The organism is Ruegeria sp. HKCCA4633, assembly GCF_013034605.1.
GTDB lineage: Bacteria > Pseudomonadota > Alphaproteobacteria > Rhodobacterales > Rhodobacteraceae > Ruegeria.
Window position 1 is genome coordinate 1,136,813 of sequence record NZ_WQGJ01000001.1, and the last position, 20,808, is coordinate 1,157,620.

General features: G+C 57.8%; 21 protein-coding genes and 1 tRNA gene. 7 read left to right on the forward strand and 15 right to left on the reverse strand.

What is annotated here, in order from left to right:
• Positions 1–79: 79 nt before the first annotated feature.
• The 5 genes from GOV85_RS05565 to GOV85_RS05585 all read right to left on the reverse strand — a co-directional run bounded on the left by GOV85_RS05565 (position 80) and on the right by GOV85_RS05585 (position 3,053).
• On the reverse strand, positions 80–262 hold the full coding sequence (locus GOV85_RS05565; protein ID WP_171175802.1) for a DNA gyrase inhibitor YacG: 183 nt from the start codon (positions 260–262) through the stop codon (positions 80–82).
• On the reverse strand, positions 259–1,281 hold the full coding sequence (locus GOV85_RS05570) for a ribonuclease E/G (protein WP_171175804.1): 1,023 nt from the start codon (positions 1,279–1,281) through the stop codon (positions 259–261). Before GOV85_RS05570 ends, GOV85_RS05565 begins: the two co-directional genes overlap by 4 nt.
• Positions 1,278–1,856, reverse strand: a complete 579-nt coding sequence (locus GOV85_RS05575; RefSeq protein WP_171175806.1) for a nucleoside triphosphate pyrophosphatase — start codon at positions 1,854–1,856, stop codon at positions 1,278–1,280. The genes GOV85_RS05570 and GOV85_RS05575 overlap by 4 nt, the downstream gene beginning before the upstream one ends.
• Positions 1,857–1,867: 11 nt before the next feature.
• The gene (infA, locus tag GOV85_RS05580) at positions 1,868–2,086 is read right to left on the reverse strand and encodes a translation initiation factor IF-1 (protein ID WP_005978431.1); all 219 of its coding nucleotides are present in this window, start codon (positions 2,084–2,086) and stop codon (positions 1,868–1,870) included.
• Positions 2,087–2,177: 91 nt separating this feature from the next.
• Positions 2,178–3,053: a carbon-nitrogen hydrolase family protein gene (locus GOV85_RS05585; protein WP_171175807.1), complete on the reverse strand. Its 876-nt coding sequence runs from the start codon at positions 3,051–3,053 to the stop codon at positions 2,178–2,180.
• 271 nt (positions 3,054–3,324) lie between these two features.
• On the opposite strand from GOV85_RS05585, the gene GOV85_RS05590 reads away from it, so the two are divergent.
• The 3 genes from GOV85_RS05590 to GOV85_RS05600 all read left to right on the forward strand — a co-directional run bounded on the left by GOV85_RS05590 (position 3,325) and on the right by GOV85_RS05600 (position 5,514).
• Positions 3,325–4,536, forward strand: coding sequence for a GTP-binding protein (locus tag GOV85_RS05590; RefSeq protein WP_171175809.1), 1,212 nt, complete (start codon positions 3,325–3,327; stop codon positions 4,534–4,536).
• On the forward strand, positions 4,533–5,186 hold the full coding sequence (locus GOV85_RS05595; RefSeq protein WP_171175811.1) for a DUF1826 domain-containing protein: 654 nt from the start codon (positions 4,533–4,535) through the stop codon (positions 5,184–5,186). Before GOV85_RS05590 ends, GOV85_RS05595 begins: the two co-directional genes overlap by 4 nt.
• A gap of 112 nt (positions 5,187–5,298) precedes the next feature.
• Positions 5,299–5,514 (forward strand): hypothetical protein, encoded by a 216-nt coding sequence (locus tag GOV85_RS05600; RefSeq protein WP_171091306.1) that lies wholly within the window; start codon positions 5,299–5,301, stop codon positions 5,512–5,514.
• 7 nt (positions 5,515–5,521) lie between these two features.
• Here GOV85_RS05600 and GOV85_RS05605 read toward each other — a convergent pair whose 3' ends face one another.
• From GOV85_RS05605 to GOV85_RS05645, 9 genes are all read right to left on the reverse strand, one after another.
• Complete coding sequence (locus tag GOV85_RS05605) at positions 5,522–6,115, reverse strand: GNAT family N-acetyltransferase (protein ID WP_171175813.1); 594 nt, start codon at positions 6,113–6,115, stop codon at positions 5,522–5,524.
• Positions 6,108–6,506, reverse strand: coding sequence for a ketosteroid isomerase-related protein (locus tag GOV85_RS05610; protein WP_171175815.1), 399 nt, complete (start codon positions 6,504–6,506; stop codon positions 6,108–6,110). The genes GOV85_RS05605 and GOV85_RS05610 overlap by 8 nt, the downstream gene beginning before the upstream one ends.
• Positions 6,507–6,509: 3 nt before the next feature.
• Complete coding sequence (locus GOV85_RS05615; RefSeq protein ID WP_171091313.1) at positions 6,510–6,962, reverse strand: low molecular weight phosphatase family protein; 453 nt, start codon at positions 6,960–6,962, stop codon at positions 6,510–6,512.
• 3 nt (positions 6,963–6,965) lie between these two features.
• Positions 6,966–7,445 carry a UPF0262 family protein gene (locus tag GOV85_RS05620; protein WP_171175817.1) on the reverse strand — a complete coding sequence of 160 codons (480 nt, stop codon included), beginning with the start codon at positions 7,443–7,445 and terminating at the stop codon, positions 6,966–6,968.
• Positions 7,446–7,543: 98 nt separating this feature from the next.
• On the reverse strand, positions 7,544–8,845 hold the full coding sequence (hisD, locus tag GOV85_RS05625; RefSeq protein WP_171176267.1) for a histidinol dehydrogenase: 1,302 nt from the start codon (positions 8,843–8,845) through the stop codon (positions 7,544–7,546).
• 61 nt (positions 8,846–8,906) lie between these two features.
• Positions 8,907–9,428, reverse strand: a complete 522-nt coding sequence (locus GOV85_RS05630; protein ID WP_171175819.1) for a GNAT family N-acetyltransferase — start codon at positions 9,426–9,428, stop codon at positions 8,907–8,909.
• Complete coding sequence (locus GOV85_RS05635; RefSeq protein ID WP_171175820.1) at positions 9,429–9,905, reverse strand: DUF2948 family protein; 477 nt, start codon at positions 9,903–9,905, stop codon at positions 9,429–9,431.
• Positions 9,902–11,170: a UDP-N-acetylglucosamine 1-carboxyvinyltransferase gene (gene murA / locus GOV85_RS05640; RefSeq protein ID WP_171175823.1), complete on the reverse strand. Its 1,269-nt coding sequence runs from the start codon at positions 11,168–11,170 to the stop codon at positions 9,902–9,904. Before murA ends, GOV85_RS05635 begins: the two co-directional genes overlap by 4 nt.
• Before the next feature lie 6 nt (positions 11,171–11,176).
• Entirely contained in the window at positions 11,177–11,332 is a 156-nt protein-coding gene (locus tag GOV85_RS05645) for a hypothetical protein (RefSeq protein ID WP_171175825.1), read from the reverse strand.
• Between the two features lie 83 nt (positions 11,333–11,415).
• Between GOV85_RS05645 and GOV85_RS05650 the strand changes: the two genes are divergently transcribed.
• Together GOV85_RS05650 and GOV85_RS05655 are read left to right on the forward strand one after the other, a co-directional pair.
• Positions 11,416–11,490 (forward strand) — tRNA-Thr (locus GOV85_RS05650).
• 366 nt (positions 11,491–11,856) lie between these two features.
• A complete protein-coding gene (locus GOV85_RS05655) occupies positions 11,857–12,669 on the forward strand; it encodes an HNH endonuclease (protein ID WP_171175827.1) in 813 nt (270 codons plus the stop codon).
• Between the two features lie 281 nt (positions 12,670–12,950).
• Here GOV85_RS05655 and GOV85_RS05660 read toward each other — a convergent pair whose 3' ends face one another.
• Positions 12,951–18,062, reverse strand: a complete 5,112-nt coding sequence (locus tag GOV85_RS05660) for a RecQ family ATP-dependent DNA helicase (RefSeq protein WP_171175829.1) — start codon at positions 18,060–18,062, stop codon at positions 12,951–12,953.
• Between the two features lie 621 nt (positions 18,063–18,683).
• Between GOV85_RS05660 and iadA the strand changes: the two genes are divergently transcribed.
• Positions 18,684–19,850, forward strand: coding sequence for a beta-aspartyl-peptidase (gene iadA / locus GOV85_RS05665; protein ID WP_170411834.1), 1,167 nt, complete (start codon positions 18,684–18,686; stop codon positions 19,848–19,850).
• A 55-nt stretch (positions 19,851–19,905) separates the two neighbouring features.
• Positions 19,906–20,796: a cyanophycinase gene (locus GOV85_RS05670; protein ID WP_170353282.1), complete on the forward strand. Its 891-nt coding sequence runs from the start codon at positions 19,906–19,908 to the stop codon at positions 20,794–20,796.
• Positions 20,797–20,808 lie beyond the last annotated feature (12 nt).

A 20,808-nucleotide genomic window follows, 5' to 3' on the forward strand; every position in this document is an offset into this window, starting at 1 on the left:
ACGGGAACGATGTACATCGTTGGGTGGGGGCGTTCTATGACTTGCTACCGGCAGTGTCCAGAGGCTTTTTTACATTTTTTCAATGCGGTCGTTTTGGCATAAGGTCTTGGGCTTCAGCCTCGGCTTCAAGGTCCTCTTCGCGTTGCGATGGGACAGCATATGAGCCGTTCAGCCACTTGGCCAGATCAATGTCCGCGCAGCGTTTTGAGCAGAAAGGGCGGAACTTTTGCACCGTGTCTTCACCGCAGATCGGACAGCTCATTTCAGGATCTCCGCCAGCGGCAAGCGGCTGCGTTTGCGTTGCAATTCGAAATGCCCCAGCGGGGTCCAGCCTGCCAGGATGGTCTCGTCCGGGTCCGATTTGAAAGCAGCACGTAGAGCGGATTCAAAACCGCGTCGGTCCTTCTTAGGCATCGGTGCCAGGTCCAAGGTGATCTGCCCCGCCAACCCACGCACACGCAGAGCCCGCGGCAACAACTTGGCGCAAGCAAAATTGGCTTTGGTGCCCGCAGCGAGAGACGTATCTGAACCGGTATTCACATCCACTGCAACCAAGGCACGCGTGGGTTCGACATAAAGATGCCCACCGCCCGGCAAAGGCTCGGACGTTCCGCGCGCCATATCGAGCGCATCCAAAACACCGTGACTTTCGAATCCCCCGGCCTGCGGCACAACCTCAGCCGGGCCGGTCCAGTCGCGCCAGGCGAGGATATGAGGGCCATCCCCTTCGCTCAGCACCTCTGTCTCTGTGCCATCGTCATTCATCACCTGATCCGCCTGGGCCAACATGGCTGAAATATCCTCGGCAATGTCATCGGCATCCGCACCTGCACAGCAGGAACGAAGGATCAGACCATAAGGGCTGTCGCCCATCTGTTCGTGTGCAATTTCCAACAACTGGTCGCGGGTATCGTCATCCCTGATGCTGCGCGAAATATTCAGACCCGGCGCTTCGGGCGTGACAATGGCATAACGGCTTTTGAATAGGATCCGGTTGCTGACAGGGATCGCTTTTCCTTGTTCGGCATAGCCACTCACCTGTACCAAAAGTAAAGCCCCCGGCGCCAAGCCTTTAACTTGACGCAAGAAAGCGGGCCCATCTGGCGTTGTCAGAAACATACCGCCCTGCCCTTTGACTGGGCGGTCTGCGCGGGCGCGGTAGATCGTGCCGGGCGTGGGCGCGTCAGCTGCAATCAGGAAGTCATCAAGCTTTCCGTCAACCATAAGGGCCGCGGCTTCGCGATCCTCGATGTGGTCCAGAACGATAGTGCGGCCCTTCATGGTGCCTCGCGATAAAGTGGATAGCCGATACCCTGCAACAGGGCGGCGGTTTCGGACAGGGGCAGTCCGACAATGCCGGTGAACGATCCCGAAATCCAGGGTACGAACGCACCTGCGGGGCCTTGAATGGCGTAAGCTCCAGCTTTGCCCTGCCAGTCCCCTGTCGCCAGATAAGCATTGATTTCGACATCGGACAGGCGTTTGACCCTCACCTGCGAGACCACGTCACGCTGTAGTATTCGATCCCCAGACCGTACAGCTACCGAGGTTATGACCCGGTGACGGCGACCGGACAATGCGTGCAGAAATTCGGCGGCCTGGCCCGCATCTTCGGGCTTTCCCAGAATGCGCCGCCCCAATGCGACCGTGGTATCTGCGCAAAGCGTGATGTCACCGCTATCCGCCTGCACCGCCAGCACTTTCTCGCGCGTTATCCGACTGCAATAAGGAACCGGAAGCTCAGCTTTCCGAGGCGTTTCGTCGATGTCAGGGGGGCGGATGGCATCGGGCTGCACACCAAGCTGGGCCAACAGGTCCAGCCGTCTCGGGCTGCCCGATCCTAGGATAAACGCCATTGCGGCAGGCGTTACTTGAAGCGGTAGTTGATCCGACCCTTGGTCAGATCATACGGGGTCATTTCGACCTGAACTTTGTCGCCGGCCAGAACACGGATGCGGTTCTTGCGCATCTTGCCTGCCGTATGTGCGATGATCTCATGGCCGTTTTCCAGCTCGACCCGAAACGTCGCATTAGGCAGGAGTTCCTTCACGACACCGGGAAATTCGAGCGTATCTTCCTTGGCCATGTTGTCTCCATCATTACGTTGAACCCGCAGAATCTGCGGGGATGAGCGCTTAAATGAGCCTATTTTGCCCTTATTTCAAGGGCGGAATCACCTAAAGGTCGGATATTGTGACCGATTCGACTCGGAGGGCTTGTTCTTCCCAATGCGTTCGGTTCAACACATGACCATCCGCACGGACTTCGGCAATGGCTGACAGATCGATCTCGGCATAGGTCCAGCCGGGCTGATTAAGCGTGCCCTCGGCCAGCACACCAGTGGCTGGAAAGCCCTTGTCAGGCGGGCCGAATATGCCGCCCGTACCAGTGTTTTTGTCCACGGCCTCGGACCAATCATTGTCACCTACCAGCGACGCCATAACTGTAACACATTGGTTTTCCAAGGATCTTGACATCGCTCCGATACGAACCCGCCAATAACCCGAAAGAGCTTCGGTGCAAGACGGGACCAATATCAGATCCGCCTCGCTCAGCGCGCGGCCCAGCAAAGGGAATTCGCTGTCATAGCAGATGAGCACCCCGATCTTGCCCAGCGCGGTGTTGAACAGCTTCAGCGGACCACCGGGGGCAATGTCCCAATCTTCACGCTCGAACCGGGTCATGATCTGCTTGTCCTGATGGTCGCAAGCGCCGTCCGGCGAATAGAACGCGGCGCGGTTCACTGGACGACCGTGGCCATCCACAACCGGGGCGGAAGCGCTCAGAATATATGTGTTGTATGTCTTCGCAAGGCGGCTGTGCAGGGTTTGCACATCCCCCATCCGGTCAGACACGGCATGGATCGAACGTTCCAGATCGCCTGCCACGGCGACCCCGTCGAGGGTCGAAAGCTCCATAGCCCCGTATTCAGGAAAGACCAACAGCTCGGCCCCCTGACCTGCGGCCTCGGCAACCCATCGGTCCAACTTGTCTTCGTACTGTGCCCAACTGTCGAGCCAGCTGAGATCGTAAGCAGCGGTGGCGACTTTCATGATTTCGTATCCAAAGGAACTCAGTCGGCGCGACACTAGAAGAGGACGGCGCGGTATGTACAGGGCATTTGTTTCCGCACCGTCCTTCTGACCCGCACCCAAGCGCTGTGGAGGTTTTACGAGACGCTGACCCAACGATCAAACGATAACCCGCCAAAAACCAGCTTGCCATCAACAATGTAATAACATTACATGATCGGCAATTTATAGCGGGAGAGGATAGGCAACCGCCTGTACCCCGAAACGAGCCATATACACAGGAGCACATTCCATGAGTGACACCCGACTTCCGGTCACAGTACTGTCCGGCTTTCTGGGCGCGGGCAAAACAACCCTCTTGAACCGCGTACTCAACAATCGCGATGGCCGCCGGGTGGCCGTGATTGTCAACGACATGTCCGAAGTGAATATCGACGCTGATCTCATACGCGCCGATACCGAGCTTTCCTGCACAGATGAGATACTGGTCGAAATGTCGAACGGCTGCATCTGCTGTACGCTGCGCGACGACCTGCTGGACGAGGTACGCAGACTGGCATCTGAAGGGAGGTTTGATTACCTGTTGATCGAATCCACCGGCATTTCCGAGCCTCTACCCGTAGCGGCCACTTTTGACTTCCGCGATGAGCTTGGCGAAAGCCTCTCGGACGTTTCACGCCTGGACACGATGGTGACGGTTGTAGATGCGGTGAACCTGCTCAAGGATTTCTCCAGCCATGATTTCCTACGCGACCGTGGCGAGACGATGGGCGAAGAAGATGAGCGCACGTTGGTACATTTGCTGACCGATCAGATCGAATTTGCAGATGTGGTCATTCTGAACAAAGTTTCTGACGCCGGACCAGATCGCGTGGATGCTGCGCGCAAGATCATCCGAAGCTTGAACGCGGACGCCCGGATCATCGAGACCAACCACTCGGACGTGGCCGCAGATGAAATTCTGGATACCGGGCTGTTCGACTTCGAAAAGGCGCATGAGCACCCGATGTGGGCCAAAGAACTTTATGGTTTTGCGGATCACGTGCCAGAGACCGGGGAATATGGCGTCACCAGCTATGTCTACCGTGCGCGGCAGCCCTTTATCCCTGAAAAGATCCTTGAAATCCTGAACGGCGATCTGCCCGGTGTGATCCGGGCCAAAGGCCATTTCTGGATCGCCACGCGCCCGGATTGGGTGGACGAGTTTTCGCTGGCGGGTGCCCTGTCCTCGGTACAGCCGCTGGGCACTTGGTGGGCCACCGTGCCCGAAGACCGCCGCCCAGATCACGAAAGCGCACGAGCTTACATGCAGGCCCATTGGCAAGAGCCGTGGGGCGATCGGCGGCAAGAGATAGTGTTCATCGGCAGCGGTATTGATTGGCCCAGATTGAAAGCCCGGTTGGATGCTGCGCTGCTGCCCGCTGTCGCAGCAACTCGTCTGGAGGATCTACCCAATCTGGCAGACCCCTTCCCGATCTGGCGACGGGCAGAGGCTGCAGCATGAGTATTGTTCAAAACATCATCCAAGACGCCGCCATAGGGGTCGAGATTTGCACCACGCCCAACGACCTTTCAGCCATTCATCAACCCGGATGTGCTGCGGCAATTTGGAACCGGCAACCGCTGCAGGGTTTTCAATCCTGGCTAAACGGGATCGCGCCCGAACAACTGCCCAAGACCCGCGTGATCCTGCGCCCCGAGTTGGTGCGCGAGGCTGTTTCTGAAGTATGCGACGCGCGCGGCACCCCACCGGGTGCAGAGCGCGACCGGCTGGTGGACGACATTGCAGCGCTGTCTGATATCTTTGCCGGTCTGATGAACGCGAAATGGCTGCGGCTGCGGTTGGACGTGATAACGACCAAAGCATGCCGCAGGTTCCACGTCGATGCCGTGACCGCGCGCCTCGTATGCACCTATAAGGGAACGGGAACGCAATATGGGGTCTCGACAGGTGGCGCAGACCCATCGCGCGTTTTCACGACCCCAACCGGCGCACCAATTCTGTTATGTGGCACGCTCTGGCCCGCACAACCAGACTCCGGTTTTCTGCACCGCTCGCCTCCGATTGAAGGCACGGGCGAGACGCGGTTGGTGCTTGTTCTGGATCCGGTCCTCGACCCTGAAAGTGAGTTTGACCCGATCTTAGGGCACTGAAAACAAATGCCCGGGCATGCTCTGCCCGGGACCTACTCTATGTCTTGCACAGACGGGAACGTGAATTGGCATCTGCGGTCTGACGTGCTTGAATGTACGAAGGAGGCTGGTGATGCAAAAACAGGAAGAATTCGAGAAGTTCTATTTCGCCAAGGTTGGGATGGGCGAAGCCTGCGGATGCGCCGAGCGTGTCATTGACGTCTATGAGTTCAACCGCAAAGGCGGTCAGCAATCCAAGAAAGCAGTGAAACAAGACAAGCGTAAACGCCTGTCGCTTCGGGCTTGGGCCGTGAAATACGGTTTCTTAAGCCGCAGGCGCGCACCGTAGATGGTGACTACAGATCCCTGATCCAGAACTGTAGCGGTTTGAGCGTCTCGCCGTCTTCTCCGATGTCTTTCCAGGAAAACTGTGCCATGACGCCGGGTAGAGGCGTGTAACCGCGCGCGCGCCAGAAGGTGTCGAGCGGGCGGTATTGTGCAGGTCTCATCGGGTGGTCGTCCGGGCGTTGCACTCCGCAGAATGCAGCTTTGGAGAACCCAAGACGGCGAGCATGGGCTTCACGTTCGTCAAAGAATTTGTGGCCGACACCTTGCCCACGATACTCCGATAACAGTACCGACTCTGCGCAATAGAAGATGTCGCCCAACTCAAGGCCTGTGCCTTCAAACGCTGCGGCGAAATCTTCGGCGTGATCCTTCAGGGGGGCGCCGGTTGACGCGCCGATCAGGCGGTCGCCGTCGAAAGCACCCACCACGATGGCCTGATCGCTGTCCCGGTAGGACTGCAGGTATTTACGCTCGTATTCGAGGTCGCCATCATAGAGATAAGGCCAGTCGTGAAAGACCTTGATCCGCAGACGGGCGACATCGTCCAGAGCAGCCTCAAGCGCCGCTCCGGTCAGGGGGCGGACTGCGCTGACCTCAGCCATTCGAGACCTGTTTGGTCCAGTCCGCAAGGTTGTAAAAAGTGGTGACGCGGGTGATTTTGCCGTCTTTCAGATCAAAGAATGATCCGGCAGGCAGGCGATAGGTCTGGCCGTGTGCTTCGGGCAGGCCCTCGTCGGTCTCCAGATAGGTGCCGTTCACGATGAATTCGGCCGCAGCGCGGGTGCCACCCTGGGCATCGAACACGACGATATCTGTCAGGTTCTCTTTGTAGCAGCGATTCATATGGGCGCAGAAGGCAGCAAACTTTTCCTTGCCCACACGGATTTGGCCCTCGTTTACGTGATGGGCCACGTCGTCGGACAAACAGGCCAACATGCCATCAACATCACCGGCGTTGAATGCCTCGAAATAGGTTTGAACGGTCTGGTTCATGGTTCACTCCGTTGGTTCGCCCCAGCGGTCTTTCAGATGCTTGATGATCTGATCGCGGGTCTGTCGGTAGTGGTGTAGCTTTGTTTCCCGTGTCTCACCCATTCCAGTAGGGTCCATTATTGGCCAATAATCGACATCGAGGTGAAAAATCCGGGTCAGTTCCAACGCCTTGCGTTGGCTGGCGGGGGACAAGGCGACAATCAGGTCGAACGAACTGAGGTCATCACCCCACTCTTCCATCTCGTCGAAGGATCGGGTGCGGTGGCGGGATAGCTCGACCCCGATTTCGTGACAGACGGAAATACAGAAGCCGTCAATATCCAGATCGTTGTGGACTCCGGCAGACTGCACATAGGTGCCGGTGCCGTAGAATTTCTTCATGATGCCCTCGGCCATCGGGGATCGAACCGAGTTGTGGTCACAACAAAACAGGATCGACTGCGGCAGAGGCGTCACCCGTTAGCCTCCGAAATGCAGCACGCAGATCAGCGTGAAAAGGCGGCGGGCGGTGTCGGTGTCTACGTCGGCCTTGCCCTCTAACCTTTCCTGCAAGACGCGGCTGCCTTCGTTGTGGATGCCACGCCGGGCCATGTCGATGGTTTCGATCTGGCTGGGCGGCAGCGACTTCACCGCGTCGAAATAGCTTTCGCAGATCTGGAAATAATCTTTGACCACTTGCCGAAACGGACCAAGCGACAGATGAAACTCAGCCGCTTTCTGTTCTTCCTCGGTTGCAACGTCAAAGACCAACCGCTTGTCGCGGATCGACAATTGCAGGCGATAGGGCCCGTCGGGCACAACGCGGTCATCGCGTTTGGGCAGAGAGAAACTGTTCTCTTCCAGCAAATCATAGATGGCGACCTTGCGCTCCTGCTCGATCTCTGGCGTCGGCGGAGGCAGGTTTCGGTCATCCAGTTCGATATGCGAGATGCGGGTCATCTTTACAGCTACAATCCTTGTGTCAGCACAGACCTATAACAACGAAATTGGCGGGGCAACGCGCAGAAACGCCACATCGGCCAAGTCTTTGCGCCATCTCATCCATTTAGGCGGTTCAATCGCGCTGCTACCGACAGCCCATGCGCCTCAAGGCTTTCCGATTGGGCCAGTTGTTCGGCGGCTGGACCTATGGCACGCAACGCTTCGGGGGTCATGTGGCTCAGTGTGGTGCGCTTGAGGAAGTCCATCACGCTGAGCCCCGATGAGAACCGCGCAGACCGGGCGGTCGGCAGAACGTGGTTCGGGCCGCCAACGTAGTCACCGATGGCTTCGGGCGTATATTGGCCCAGAAAAATGGCGCCAGCGTGGATCGTCTTTTCGCTCAACGCCAGCGGATCAGAAACGCACAGTTCCAGATGTTCTGGCGCAATGCGGTTGGACAGGATTGCCGCCTCGTCCAGGTCGCGTGCGGTGATGATAGAACCGAAGTCACGCCAACTGGCCCCGGCGATTGCGCGGCGTTGTAGGGTTTCAAGGCGCTTTTCCACCGCGTCCGCGACGCGTTGCCCGAAAGCAGCGTCATCGGTGATTAGGATGGATTGCGCGCTTTCGTCATGTTCGGCCTGACTGAGCAAATCCAGCGCGATCCAGTCGGGGTCGTTATCCTTGTCGGCAATCACCAAAATCTCCGACGGGCCCGCGATCATATCAATGCCGACCTTTCCAAAGACACGGCGTTTGGCGGCTGCAACAAAGGCATTGCCCGGGCCGGTGATCTTGTCGACCGGCGCGATAGTGTCGGTGCCATAGGCCAGTGCGGCCACAGCCTGCGCGCCACCGATTCGATAGATCTCGTCCACGCCCGCCAATTGCGCGGCCAGCAACACCAGCGGGTTCACCTGCCCGTCTGGTGTGGGAACCACGATGGCCAACCGCTCTACGCCCGCCACTTTAGCCGGAATGGCGTTCATCAACACCGACGACGGATAGGATGCCAGACCGCCCGGCACGTACAGCCCTGCGGCGGAGACTGCCGACCAGCGCCAACCCAGGGTCGCCCCGGCCTCATCCGTCCAGCTATGATCGGTGGGCATCTGTTTTTCGTGATAGGCCCGGATGCGGGCTGCAGCCAGTTCAAGCGCCTCGCGATCCTCGGTCGAGACTTGCGCCACCGCATCCACAATTTCCTGCGCGCTGAAGGCCAAAGTTTTCTGTGTTAGCTCCAGACGGTCAAACTTAGCAGTCAACTCGATGACCGCCACGTCACCGCGGTTGCGAACATCATCAATGATCTGAGCCACAACCGAATCCACATCTGGGCTGTCTTCGCGCTTGGCTGACAGCAGCGTTTGGAAGGCACCCTCAAAATCGGGTGATGTGGTGTCGAGGAAAACGGGCATGATCAGGCACTCCGGGCGTTGCGACATGGGACATATCGCTGCGAAGGTCGGGTCTCAACCCTCAGTCGTCGGGGTGCAGCGATTTGCGCATCGCCAAGCAGGACAAATCCTGGCGGTCACTGCACCGCCCGGTATCTTCCCACCCATGGCGTAGATAAAACTTCCGCGCCGTCCGGGTCGCATCCAGATGCGCCTCGGTGCAACCGCACGCAGCCAGTTGCTGTTCTAACCGATTGAGCAGAGCGGCCCCAACTCCGCTGCCTACATGACCGGGATCAACGTAGAGCAAGGTGATCTTCCCGGTCTCGAACAAACCGCCGACGGCAGCCACCCGCCCTTCATGCTCGGCCACCCAGATCTGCGACCCTGATTTGAACCAACCCCTGATGGTTTCTGGATCTTTGTTTGTAGTCCACTCTTTCAAATGGTCAGGATCATTATTGTGGTCGGCCACACAAAGCTGCGTGATCGACCGGATCAGCACCCGGCTGATGTCGAACACGTCGAACACGGTGGCCGGACGCAGCGCGATGCCTCCTGGCAGTCTAGACAACGCCTGAGAGATACCGCGCTTATTCTGCATCTATTCGGGGTGATGCGGGGCCTGACCCGACGGGGCCTGATACGGGCGGGTTACATCCTTGAGGGTCACATCGACGGCTTCAACCCGCAGGCGGATCACACCATCCCCTGCCAAAGTCAGCAAGATATGGCCTGCGCCATCCTCGCCCGCTTCAAAATCGACGGACAGAAGGGACATGATCATGTCCTTGTCGCTGCGATCGATACCCTGGCTGGCCACGGACAGTACCGAATCAAAGACCAGCACGGATTGCACCCGTTCAAACGGGCGTTCACGGCGGGTGGCCGCATCTTTGTCTTCCCAGCGAAAGCGGTTCAGCAGCAGACCAAAACGGCGCTGCGACGGCTGCCATTTCATCTCGGTCGCCGGGAAAACCGCGTCCTGCGCCAAGGTCGAGATCACCTGAAGGTCGTCGCTGTCCTCAGCACCCAGATTCAGCGGGGCCTCGCGCCCGTCTTCAAAACTTGCGTCTGTCATTGGCCCTTGATCCGTTCGATTTTTGCACCCACGCCTTCCAGCTTGCGCACCACATGCTCATATCCGCGGTCCAGATGATAGACCCGGCTGACCGTTGTTTCACCTTCTGCCGCCAGCCCCGCCAGAATCAGCGAGACCGAGGCGCGCAGGTCCGTTGCCATAACAGGCGCACCTTTCAGGCTTTCAACACCGGTAACTGTGGCTGTGCCACCATGCACCTCGATATTCGCGCCCATGCGCACCAGTTCGGGTGCGTGCATGAATCGGTTTTCGAAAATGCGTTCTTCCAGCACCGAGGTTCCTTCGGCGGTGCACATCAGCGCCATCATCTGCGCCTGAAGGTCCGTCGGGAATCCCGGGAAAGGTTCGGTCACAACATCCACGGCCTGAACGCGGCCATTCTTTCGCGCGACTTTCAGTCCCTTTTCGGTTTCCGTAACGCTGACTCCTGCTGCGTCCAGCTTCTCGGCAAAGGATTCGACCAGCGACATGCGCCCGCCCAGCAATTCAACTTCACCGCCGCAAATCGCCGGAGCCAGCATATAGGTACCCAGTTCGATCCGGTCCGTAACGACCTGATGCGTGGCACCATGCAACCGATCGACACCCTGGATTTCAATGGTCGAGGTCCCCTCGCCCGAAATCTGGGCTCCCATCTTGCGCAAGCATTCGACCAGATCGACAATCTCAGGCTCGCGCGCGGCATTCTTCAGAACAGTGGTTCCCTTGGCCAGCGTCGCAGCCATGACGATGTTTTCAGTTGCCCCAACCGAGGCAAAGCGCATCTCATGCACCGCGCCTTTCAGCCCGCCCTGTGCCTTGGCGTGCAGATACCCGTCTTTCAGTTCGATCTCTGCACCCAGCGCTTCCAGCCCCTCGACATGCAAATCCATCGGACGCGCGCCGATCGCGCAACCACCAGGCAGTGACACAACGGCCTGACCAAACCGCGCCAGCAATGGCCCAAGCACCAGATTAGATGCACGCATCTTACGCACGATGTCATAATCTGCAGTCTGACTGGTCAGGTTATGACTCGACATTGCGATCACCTGCCCGTCCTGCAGCGCCGACACCTCGGCCCCAAGCGATTGCAGCAGGGCAGTCATCGTTTTGATGTCGCTCAGCCGTGGAGCGTTGGTCAGTGTCAGCGGTTCTTCGCTCAGAAGCGTCGCGGGCATCAACGTCAGGCACGCATTCTTGGCCCCCGCAATCGGAATTTGCCCGGTCAGCGGGCCATTGCCCGTTACAAGAATCGAATCCATCTGCTCTTATCCCTCGTCCTTATCGGCTTTGTCCCCCGAGGCCGCCCGCGCCTTGGCCTGCGCCTTGCGCCGCGCCATGTTCGCCTTCAGCGCCGCCTTCAAACGCTCTTCTCTTGCGCCCCCGGATTTGCCTTGTTTTTTGGGTGAATTTTTATCTGTCATGCTCTTTCTCTACAGGAGGCGAAAAAAACCGTCCAGACACCCTTGCGCCGCGTTTCGTTTGAGTCTAATCACCCGCCCACAGCGCTGCTGTAGCTCAGAGGTAGAGCACTCCCTTGGTAAGGGAGAGGTCGAGAGTTCAATTCTCTCCAGCAGCACCATAAAATTAGCGCTTTACGAGGTTTTTGACTTGGCCCCACAAGGGGTTGGCGACCACATGGCGACCACCGCACTTGTTTTAGCAAACCGTCGCCGACCTAGTCGCTAGAGGCGGCAATTCAGGTACGGGCTTCATCTATCTGGTGACCCCACCCCCTGGCACCCTCTCAGCCGGTCACGTGGATACCTGCGAGGCACCCATACTGTCTGGAGCAAGTTTTTTTCGCAAGGGCCACCCTCTCTAAGGGAGGGCCCATAGCAGGCTGCAATTTGGAGATCGACAAACACGGGACTTTCGCGGGGTGTGATCTTGTCTAAGTGGGGTGTGATCTTGTTTAAACCGAATAGTGATCCAAGTTGGGGGCGGCATGTTTATTGAAGGAGTGGAATACTCGCGCGCTAAAGACATTCACGACGTCTTCGGTGGGCAGCGACAGGGCGGCATCTCGACGCCAAAGGACAGCCAATTTGTATTCATCTTCACCGGCAAGAGTGGCGAACAGCACGGCTATGAAGATGGTTGGCAGCACGAGGGCGTCTTCCTCTATACCGGTGAGGGTCAAAAGGGTGATATGCAGTTCAAGGCTGGGAACGCCCACATCCGAGACCATGACATCAACGGAAGGGAGCTACTACTATTCGAGGCCCTAGGGAAAGGGCTTCCTGTTCGTTTCATTGGGCGATTTGCGTGCCAATCGTGGGACACATTCAAAGGTCTAGACACTGACGGAAACAACCGTGAATGCATCCGCTTTCATCTCGTCAGAGCTTCGGCGGACGTGCAGACCGTTCGCGATGAGTCTGATGAAGCCGAGGCAGAATTACCGATTGAAAGGCTTCGTAGTGCGGCACAGAAAGCAGCTAAGCCTCAGCGGGCTAAGAACTGGCGGGAGGCGCGATTCGCTTATCGAAAGAGGTCAGCCACGGTTCGTGACTACGTCTTGGCACGAGCCAACGGGAGATGTGAACTAACCGGAGAACCAGCGCCATTCCAAACGCCATCGGGACGACCTTATCTGGAGGTGCATCATACCCGGCGGCTATCGGATGATGGGCCTGACGATCCCCGTTACGTGGCAGCAATCTGCCCGACAGTTCATCGAGAAATTCATTTCGGGGCGCATGGGGATGAGTTGAACCGTAAGCTGATTGAGAAGTTGGCCGAGATTGAGCCGGCTTAGCACGTATCGACGCATTCCCTGAACTGGTCGCGGTAGGGGGGTCTCCAACGCCAAGCGGCCATTGACGGGTGCCCAACTGTGGTTTCGATCTCGAAGCACCGCTTCCGGCGGAAACTGACGCTTGTCAAAACGGTCCCTATCTCCGAGATGCGGGACAAAGTTGCCGATAAATCAGTTTGTTGGAATGTGTAATTACGACCACGAGCAGTCCTTTATTGCAAGTGCAGCGAACGACGGCTTGACCGACTTACTTGCCGCCCTGATGCTTTCTGATGACCCTTTCAGCCCCTTTTGACCTCTTCGAATACCAGTTCAGGCACCACGACTTCCCAATTGGCGCGTTTTATCAGGTGATGAAAGCGCTCATCTGCATCTTCCTTACGCCAGTGTATGATGGCCGCGATCTCGCCGGTGACAAATTTCGTACCCATCGGGGGCGCGAATGCTTTTGCCATCCGACCGAGGGTCCGCCCTTGAAGATCCTCGATCTGCCAGCGATCTCCGACACTGGAGAGCCTGACTGGAGCGCCGACCTGTGCTTCGGCGATCGCGTTGTGAACAATGTGCCGATCACCTTGGCGTCCTGCGAATGACAGGTCGACCATCTTCATTTCGGGCGATTGAAAGAACCGGCGTGGGCCGGGGACTGTCGCCAAGTCATGCACTACGTGCCGCGAGACGACGGAAGGCGACTCGCTGGGAAGGTATTCGTGATTGTCGTTGCTCATGACGATCAAATTCCGCCGCGCACGTGGCATAGCTACATAGAACAATCGCCTCGGCGCGTCCTGATCTTCGTTTCGCGAGGGCCGTTCCCAACCGCCATCCAGGATCACGACATCATCGAATTCGAGGCCCTTCGCGCGGTGCGCCGTCAACAATTTAAGGCCGCGCTGCTCGCCCCATGAATCCTTCGACCATTCAGCAAACCATTCGATCACGTCAGGGCTCGGGAGCGTTTTGCCATCCACTTCACGTGCAAGTTGGCCAAGCCCCTCGCCTATCCGGTCAGTCCAACGGCTTGTTGGTATCGCATTCAGAATTTCGGTAAGGTCGGCCAAGCTGACCAGGGCTGCGTGCCTTTCGCGTAGGCCGCCGATGAACCTCCGCATCTCACGGGTGCGCCACACACTTGGCAAGTTTTCGTTCGCCATTTCAACGGGAATTCCATGCGCCTCGGCAAAGTCGCGGACCGGCAGAAGCTTGCGCCAATCACGAGAAATGATTGCCGCCCCCTTCCAGCTCCAATCCGGGATCAGTTTTGACAGGCGGATCATTTCGTTGACCGCCGCAAGGGCCTGAGCGTCATTTCCGGTCGGGCAGCCGAGGATTTGGACCCGCCCTTGCGCAACTGGGTCGAGGCTTTCCATGATACCCCCGGCCGGGTCCTTTTGCCGCGATTGATCGACAGTAATCCCATGCCCTGATTTCATACGTTCCCGAGATCCTTCGATCACGGCGTTCGCTGCGCTGATGACGTTTTTCGACGAGCGGTAATTGTCGGTCAGAAAGACCGGCTTGGCTGAATAATCCTGTTCGAATTGCCGGATGTGGCGCACCGATGCGCCGGCAAACGCATAGATATTCTGGTCGTCATCGCCGACCGCGAACAGGCTGATCCGTTGATCGGGGTCGTCGATACTGCGACCAGCCACCGCTGCGATCAAGGCGTATTCCTCGGGCCCAACGTCCTGATATTCGTCCACGAGAATCCATCGGAACCCTTGGATCAAGGTCTCTCGCAAGGCTTCGGCCTCGATTTTGTCCAGCCCGTCGCCACGCAAGAGACGTGCCGCATCGATCAGAAGCGTCTCGAAATCAGGTTCGTCGGCCGCCACCCGTCCGGCGAAACTCGCGCCAACCAACCTCATGGCTAAGGCGTGTATGGTCAAGACCGTCACGAAGCGAGCATCTTCGCCAATCAGCAGACGCAAGCGTTCCCGGATCTCGGCGGCCGCGTGACGATTGTAGGCGAGTACCAGTATACCGTTTGGATCTTCGCGCTTGATCCTGACCAGATAGGCGACGCGATGGACAAGCACGCGTGTCTTGCCGGATCCCGGTCCCGCGAGCACAAGCACATTTGTCTGTTCGCGGTCGTCACGCACGATCTGCTCTTGCGTCGAATTACCCAGATTGTCGACGATCTCGGCATAAGACTGGGGCGTTGCCTGTCGTCTGAACTCCGAAATTTTCCCCGGCATCCAAGCTTTCATGAAGTCGGACTGCTCCATTGCGAAATAGTCATGCGCGAGCCGCTGGGCCTGATCGATATCGTCGATGCCTTTGTTCGCATAAGCCGCCATCACGTGGGTCTGGACGGTCTGTTCGGTGTAGTGGTCTTCGAGCGGCGCGAAATGTTGGGTGGTGAAACCGCCGCCTTTCGGATTGATATGCAACGTCATGGCGGAGCGGAACACGGACAATCCCTTACCCAGAGTCACCACCTGCTGTTCGTGCAGCCATAGAAGCGACCGGTCCATCAGCTTGGCTGGATCATTGACAGATGCCCTCAACAGAGCATCGCTGTTGATCGCTGCAAGAAGGTTGCCAAGCGTGGTCTCGACGGGAACATCTTTCCCACGCAGGCCGGCCTGAACCTTGTTGATCAAGTATGAAACCAAACGCTCTGCGGCCTGCCTGCGAAGTTGAGCGGTCTGTTCGATTATCCCCCATGATCTTTGGATTCGCACCATGACACTGCCTTTGGACACCTTGCGCAGGCCAATATTGCCTTTACCGCCATCCATGTCGCGGCCATCCTGCGCAATCCCACGAAGCAAGCCCTCGACAATATCGGGCCGCACGGAGGCATGTCCCCGCTCCCGCAGAGCCTGCGCCACTGAGGCCAGATGGCAGGGCACAGCCTCATTGATGTCCGCGTCTGGCGCGTGCTCTCTAAGGATCGCAATCAGGTCAGCTTCCAACCGGGACGCCGCTTGGAATCGTTTCGGTGAGGCATTCTCGACGCGCACATGCACGAAGATGGTGATGTTTGTATCATCCTTTGCAATCCCCAAGGCCTCGAGATCCGCCAAAGCTTTGCGAACGCCCGGCATCGTCAGCCCACTGACCCCGCAGAGCTCGTCCGTGGTGATGCCCTCTTCCTGCGGCGCGTTGATGATATGCTGCACGATGGCGGCCAGATCCTCGCGCCGCCGCTCGGTGATCTCAGCGGATGCAAGGATTTCACGGACTTCCTTCATGCTTTTTACTCGGAGCGAGCCGGGGAACACCTGCACACAGTTTTCCTCGCGGTTCAGAAGATGTGCTTCTTCCAGCCAGGCGACGGCCATCTTCACTCGCGTATCGTCGGTATTGCTGTCCCGATGGAAATCTCGCTCTTTCTCCTCATGAACGATCTCACCGGGTGTAGCGACAATTTCACCGCCTTTTCCGGTCCGAGCATCAAGGCGCCGAAGCGCCTTCAGGATCGCGCCGATTTCGTGCCGCGCGAGTCGAGAACGCGCGCTGAGGCTGAACTGACGATCAACGTCTTCTGTATTGAACAACAGGACGCAGTTTGCAGGTTCGCGGTCTCGCCCGGCGCGACCCGCCTCTTGCAGGTAGTTTTCCAGCGACCCCGGCACGTCCCCGTGAACCACCAGACGGATGTCCGGCTTGTCGACCCCCATCCCAAAGGCATTGGTGGCCGCGATCACGCGGAGATTGCCGACCCGGAAGTCCTCCTGGATCTCACGTTTGTCATCGGGGCTGAGGCCCGCATGATACCGTTCAGCAGCAATGCCCTGTTGTTTTAAGAACTCCGCCACGCGCTCAGTTGCGTTTCGGGTCGCACAGTAGACGACCGCCCCAGACACGCCCTCGCGCGGAAGCTGGGCTTCGATCGTGTCGAGGATATCGCTCATCTTGGTGGCACGCTGCGTTGGTAGCACCTGGAAGCTCAGGTTCGACCGCGATGCGCCACCGTCGATCAACACCAGTTCGGACCCCAGCCGCTCTTTGAAATGAGTTCGGATGTCCTGCACGACGTCCGGCTTTGCTGTCGCGGTCAAGCAAAGCACCGGAGCCGGTTCGTCGCCTGAGCTTTCTTTGATAAACCGCGAGACGTAGCGATAGTCGGGTCGGAAATCGTGCCCCCATTTGGACACGCAGTGCGCCTCGTCCAGCACCCACAGCCCCACCTCGCGCTGTGCCAGAGCGGACCGAACTGTTGTGCTGCGCAGTTGTTCCGGCGAAATCAAAAGGATCGCAGCATCCCCAAGCCGCACTTTGTCGAGCGCATCCTGACGCTCGGGCAAAGACAATAACCCGTTAATCGTGACCGCCGAGGAAATTCCGGCCCGTACCAAGCCCTGAACCTGGTCTGCCATCAGCGCCACAAGCGGCGATATAACAACGGTCAAGGCCCCGGTCTTGTCGAACCGAGACAGCGCGGGGATCTGATAACAGATGGATTTACCCGTGCCCGTCGGAAGGATGCCCAACAAATTGTCGCCTTCCATGGCCGTCGCCACAATCTTTTCTTGAAGCGGGCGTCCGTTCTCGTCGACTGGTTCCGGGCGGAAACTTGGAAAGCCGAACCAGCGCTCGAGCGCACGGGTGGGATCATTGTGCTCTGCGCAATAGGCACAGTGCGGATCACGACAATTCGTATCTCTCAGATCTTTGACAAGTCGCGCTGCATCACGGAACTGCGCCCGCACCCAAGGGGGCATAACAGAATCCCCACCAGCGACCGAAATCCAAGCGAGCGCATATGCCATCGGCCAACCCAGTCCAGTGTCCGAGAGCCGCTCGAGCAGAGCGTCCACTTGCCTGCCACAGGCCACGTCTTTTAGCAACGCCTGAATGGCCTCGTGCGCCTCCACTTCCGTCGGGATGGGCGCCCCGCGCACGTCGCTGAACAACCGATCAAATCCGACGCTACTGGGACCTCGGCAGCACAGCCAGTGATAGGCGATCATCGTTTCTGGCGACAACGTGTTCAGCGAGACGAAGGCGTCGATCTGGTTGTGAAGAACCTCGAACACAAGACGCGCGTCGAGCTCGGGATCGTTGACGTAACCACTTTGAAGCCGCCCATCGCGGTAGTGCTTGACCAAATGATGGTAGGGATTGCGCGGGAACGCCAAGGGGTTGAGCCACAGCGTGTCAATCGGTCCGTCCGCGAGCTTTGCGAAGCGCGGCGAGACCGCCATGAGATGCGGCAGGTCATGGCGCAGAATGTTGTGACCAATGACATGTGCGAAACCGGCGCAAAACAAGTCGAGCTTTTCAAGCGCGGCCTTCGGATCACCTTTCCGATGAATAATCCCCTCTCCATCGCCTTCCGGCACGGCTGCAAAGGCAAACAACTTGGCTTCCTTGGGATCAACTTCCAAATCAATCGACAGACAGCGCGACAAGATTTCGGATTGTTCCCGTGGCATTTGAGTACTCTTAATTTCCTCCGGAATAGCCTCTGAGTTTTCGAGTGGCTGTGGTCTGCCACGGCCGAGGGCCTTCGATATGCCGCGGGAAATTAAGTTTTTCATATTCGCAAGTTAATAATTATTCCCAAGGAGCGGAACCTTCGGCGGCCACTTTGAAAAAAATGTTGTCCCGATGCCATGCCAGGTTTGCGAGGTGCGGCAAGTGTCTTTTCCTTCGGGTTTGCAGATCTTCCCATCCGGAACCAAAAGCCGGTTGACAGCATCACTCGGCACTTTTTTTTGCCAGACCGCAGCTGGCAGGTTCCAGACAGGCCTATTGATAAAAGTTCGTATATTTTCCGGCCCGTCGATCTTTTGCGAATACAGCAAACTTCCTGTTCCGCCTAAACGACAAATACTACGCTCATCACCTATGTCGCCTATGGGCTCAATGCCAACGTTCGCCTGAATATTTCGAGCGACCGCTATGCGGACAACCTTGCCATCCGCTTCATTTTTCTCATTGTCTGCTAGTGGCGTACGACCGACATCTACGCTTTCCCCGAAAAAGGGGATGGTTCTTCTGCTGCCATTTGGTGCAAAGAAGGACGTCTTCGCTCCTACTGACGGATTTGCAACGTGTTGAAGCTCATCAAGAATGCGCGCCTCTATTCACCTGAACCTGTTGGTTTGGGCCATATTCTCACTGCGGGTGAACGCATCATTTACCTCGGCAGCAATAAACCCGAATTGCCTGACCAGCTTCAGGCAGAGATCATTGACGTCGAAGGCGCAGCGGTTGTTCCGGGTTTTATTGATGGGCATGCGCATATAACTGGCGGTGGCGGTGAAACCGGACCAGCCAGTCGGGTGCCGCCGCTTGTCCTGTCCTCTTTCACGCGTGCCGGTGTCACTTCAGTCGTTGGAGTATTGGGCACGGACGATCTGACCCGCAACACGCAGACGCTGGTGCAACAGGCCTATGGGTTGCGCGAAGAAGGACTTTCAGCCTGGTGTCACACCGGTGGCTATCACGTCCCACTGACCACCCTCACCGGTTCAGCCCGTGGAGACATTGTGTTCCTTGATCCGGTCATCGGTGTTGGGGAACTGGCGATCAGTGATCACCGGTCGAGCCAACCGACATTGGACGAGTTTCTGCGGATCGCAAGCGAAGCGCATGTCGCAGGCCTGATGACTGGCAAGGCGGGGATTGTGCATTGCCATATGGGAGATGGCGAGCGAGGGCTGTCAATGTTGGAACAAGCCATCGCGACCTGCGAAATGCCCGCACGCGTCTTCAATCCAACCCATGTCAATCGCAACAAACCACTCTTCGAACAGGCCGTGGCGCTAGCACGGCACGGATGTTACATCGACGCTACCGCATTCCCCTGCGGACATGTCGAGCCGGGCATCTCTGCTACTGAGGCCTACATTCAGTTTCGCGATTTGGGCGGTCACGCCGACCGGTTCACCATCAGCTCTGACGGTGGTGGATGCCTGCCCGCCTTTGACCATGAAGGCAATCTGACACGGTTTGGTGTGGGTTTGTCGGACACTTTGCCGGACACGCTGCGCGAACTCACCAACAGAGGAGTACCAATGCCCGAAGCGCTGGCTCCGCTGACCTCAAATGTCGCCGACCTGCTGAAGCTGCACCAAAAAGGTCGTCTGAACGTGGGTATGGACGCTGATTTGGTCGTTCTTGACGAAAACACTGCCGTGCGGCATGTGATGGCCCGGGGGGAATGGCATGTACGCGACGGCCAGATAGCCCGACGCGGCATGTATGAACAGGTTTGAGCGTCCGCGCGGTCCCCGGTGGCTGCCCGCTATAGCACCGGAAGGTAGTTAAGATATGTGCCCTGCACCCGTTGATGCAGAAACCCCGCGCGGGTTCATCATTCCGATCGGCGGCGGTGAAGACCGCGTCAAGGAAATGCAGATTCACCGAAAGTTCGTAGAGCTGTCCGGCGGTGCCGACGCTGATATCGTCGTGATCCCAACAGCCTCGATGCTGGAAGAAACCGGACCGGACTATAACCGCATCTTTTCCGAGCTTGGTGCAGGCAAGGTTGAATTCCTGCCTATCTCGCGCCGCGCCGATTGCGACAACCCGGATTACGCGGGGATGCTGGATCGTGCTACCGGAATTTTTATGACCGGTGGGAACCAGTTGCGCCTGTCAGCGATTCTTGGAGGCACGCTGGTCGCCCAGAAAATCCGGCGCCGAAACGCGGCAGGGGTGCCGGTTGCAGGAACATCGGCCGGTGCTTCGATCATGTCCGAGCATATGGTAGCAGGTGGCAGCAGCAACTCTGGTCCAGCCGAAGGTAACATCACGCTGGCTCCCGGTATGGGTCTGACCAACGCCGTCATCATTGATCAGCACTTCACCCAACGCAACCGCCTGGGTCGATTGCTAACCGCTTCATCTTTTAACCCTTTTCTAATCGGATTGGGCGTTGACGAAGACACGGCGGCCTTCATTGGGCCCGATAACGTCTTTGAAGTAATCGGCAGCGGAACGGTTACCGTGGTGGATGCCAGCCATTTGACCCATTCTTCGATGTGGGATGCCCGTCGCGGCGAAGCACTCAGCCTTCTTGGACTTCGGCTTGACGTTCTGGGTGAAGGGTGCCGTTATGATCTGACGGCTCGCCAGGCTTTTCCGCCGGATGAGCATATGGCGTTCTGCACATTGCCGGATCTGTCCGAGGATGAGGCCGCCAGCGGGGGAAAACAATAAGCTTACCAACGG

Excerpts from the sequence above, each read along its gene's own strand:
- GOV85_RS05565 (WP_171175802.1), bottom strand. The coding sequence starts at position 262 with ATGAGCTGTCCGATCTGCGGTGAAGACACGGTGCAAAAGTTCCGCCCT.
- GOV85_RS05570 (WP_171175804.1), bottom strand. The coding sequence starts at position 1,281 with ATGAAGGGCCGCACTATCGTTCTGGACCACATCGAGGATCGCGAAGCC.
- GOV85_RS05575 (WP_171175806.1), bottom strand. The coding sequence starts at position 1,856 with ATGGCGTTTATCCTAGGATCGGGCAGCCCGAGACGGCTGGACCTGTTG.
- infA (WP_005978431.1), bottom strand. The coding sequence starts at position 2,086 with ATGGCCAAGGAAGATACGCTCGAATTTCCCGGTGTCGTGAAGGAACTC.
- GOV85_RS05585 (WP_171175807.1), bottom strand. The coding sequence starts at position 3,053 with ATGAAAGTCGCCACCGCTGCTTACGATCTCAGCTGGCTCGACAGTTGG.
- GOV85_RS05590 (WP_171175809.1), top strand. The coding sequence starts at position 3,325 with ATGAGTGACACCCGACTTCCGGTCACAGTACTGTCCGGCTTTCTGGGC.
- GOV85_RS05595 (WP_171175811.1), top strand. The coding sequence starts at position 4,533 with ATGAGTATTGTTCAAAACATCATCCAAGACGCCGCCATAGGGGTCGAG.
- GOV85_RS05600 (WP_171091306.1), top strand. The coding sequence starts at position 5,299 with ATGCAAAAACAGGAAGAATTCGAGAAGTTCTATTTCGCCAAGGTTGGG.
- GOV85_RS05605 (WP_171175813.1), bottom strand. The coding sequence starts at position 6,115 with ATGGCTGAGGTCAGCGCAGTCCGCCCCCTGACCGGAGCGGCGCTTGAG.
- GOV85_RS05610 (WP_171175815.1), bottom strand. The coding sequence starts at position 6,506 with ATGAACCAGACCGTTCAAACCTATTTCGAGGCATTCAACGCCGGTGAT.
- GOV85_RS05620 (WP_171175817.1), bottom strand. The coding sequence starts at position 7,445 with ATGACCCGCATCTCGCATATCGAACTGGATGACCGAAACCTGCCTCCG.
- hisD (WP_171176267.1), bottom strand. The coding sequence starts at position 8,845 with ATGCCCGTTTTCCTCGACACCACATCACCCGATTTTGAGGGTGCCTTC.
- GOV85_RS05630 (WP_171175819.1), bottom strand. The coding sequence starts at position 9,428 with ATGCAGAATAAGCGCGGTATCTCTCAGGCGTTGTCTAGACTGCCAGGA.
- GOV85_RS05635 (WP_171175820.1), bottom strand. The coding sequence starts at position 9,905 with ATGACAGACGCAAGTTTTGAAGACGGGCGCGAGGCCCCGCTGAATCTG.
- murA (WP_171175823.1), bottom strand. The coding sequence starts at position 11,170 with ATGGATTCGATTCTTGTAACGGGCAATGGCCCGCTGACCGGGCAAATT.
- GOV85_RS05645 (WP_171175825.1), bottom strand. The coding sequence starts at position 11,332 with ATGACAGATAAAAATTCACCCAAAAAACAAGGCAAATCCGGGGGCGCA.
- GOV85_RS05655 (WP_171175827.1), top strand. The coding sequence starts at position 11,857 with ATGTTTATTGAAGGAGTGGAATACTCGCGCGCTAAAGACATTCACGAC.
- GOV85_RS05660 (WP_171175829.1), bottom strand. The coding sequence starts at position 18,062 with ATGCCACGGGAACAATCCGAAATCTTGTCGCGCTGTCTGTCGATTGAT.
- GOV85_RS05670 (WP_170353282.1), top strand. The coding sequence starts at position 19,906 with ATGTGCCCTGCACCCGTTGATGCAGAAACCCCGCGCGGGTTCATCATT.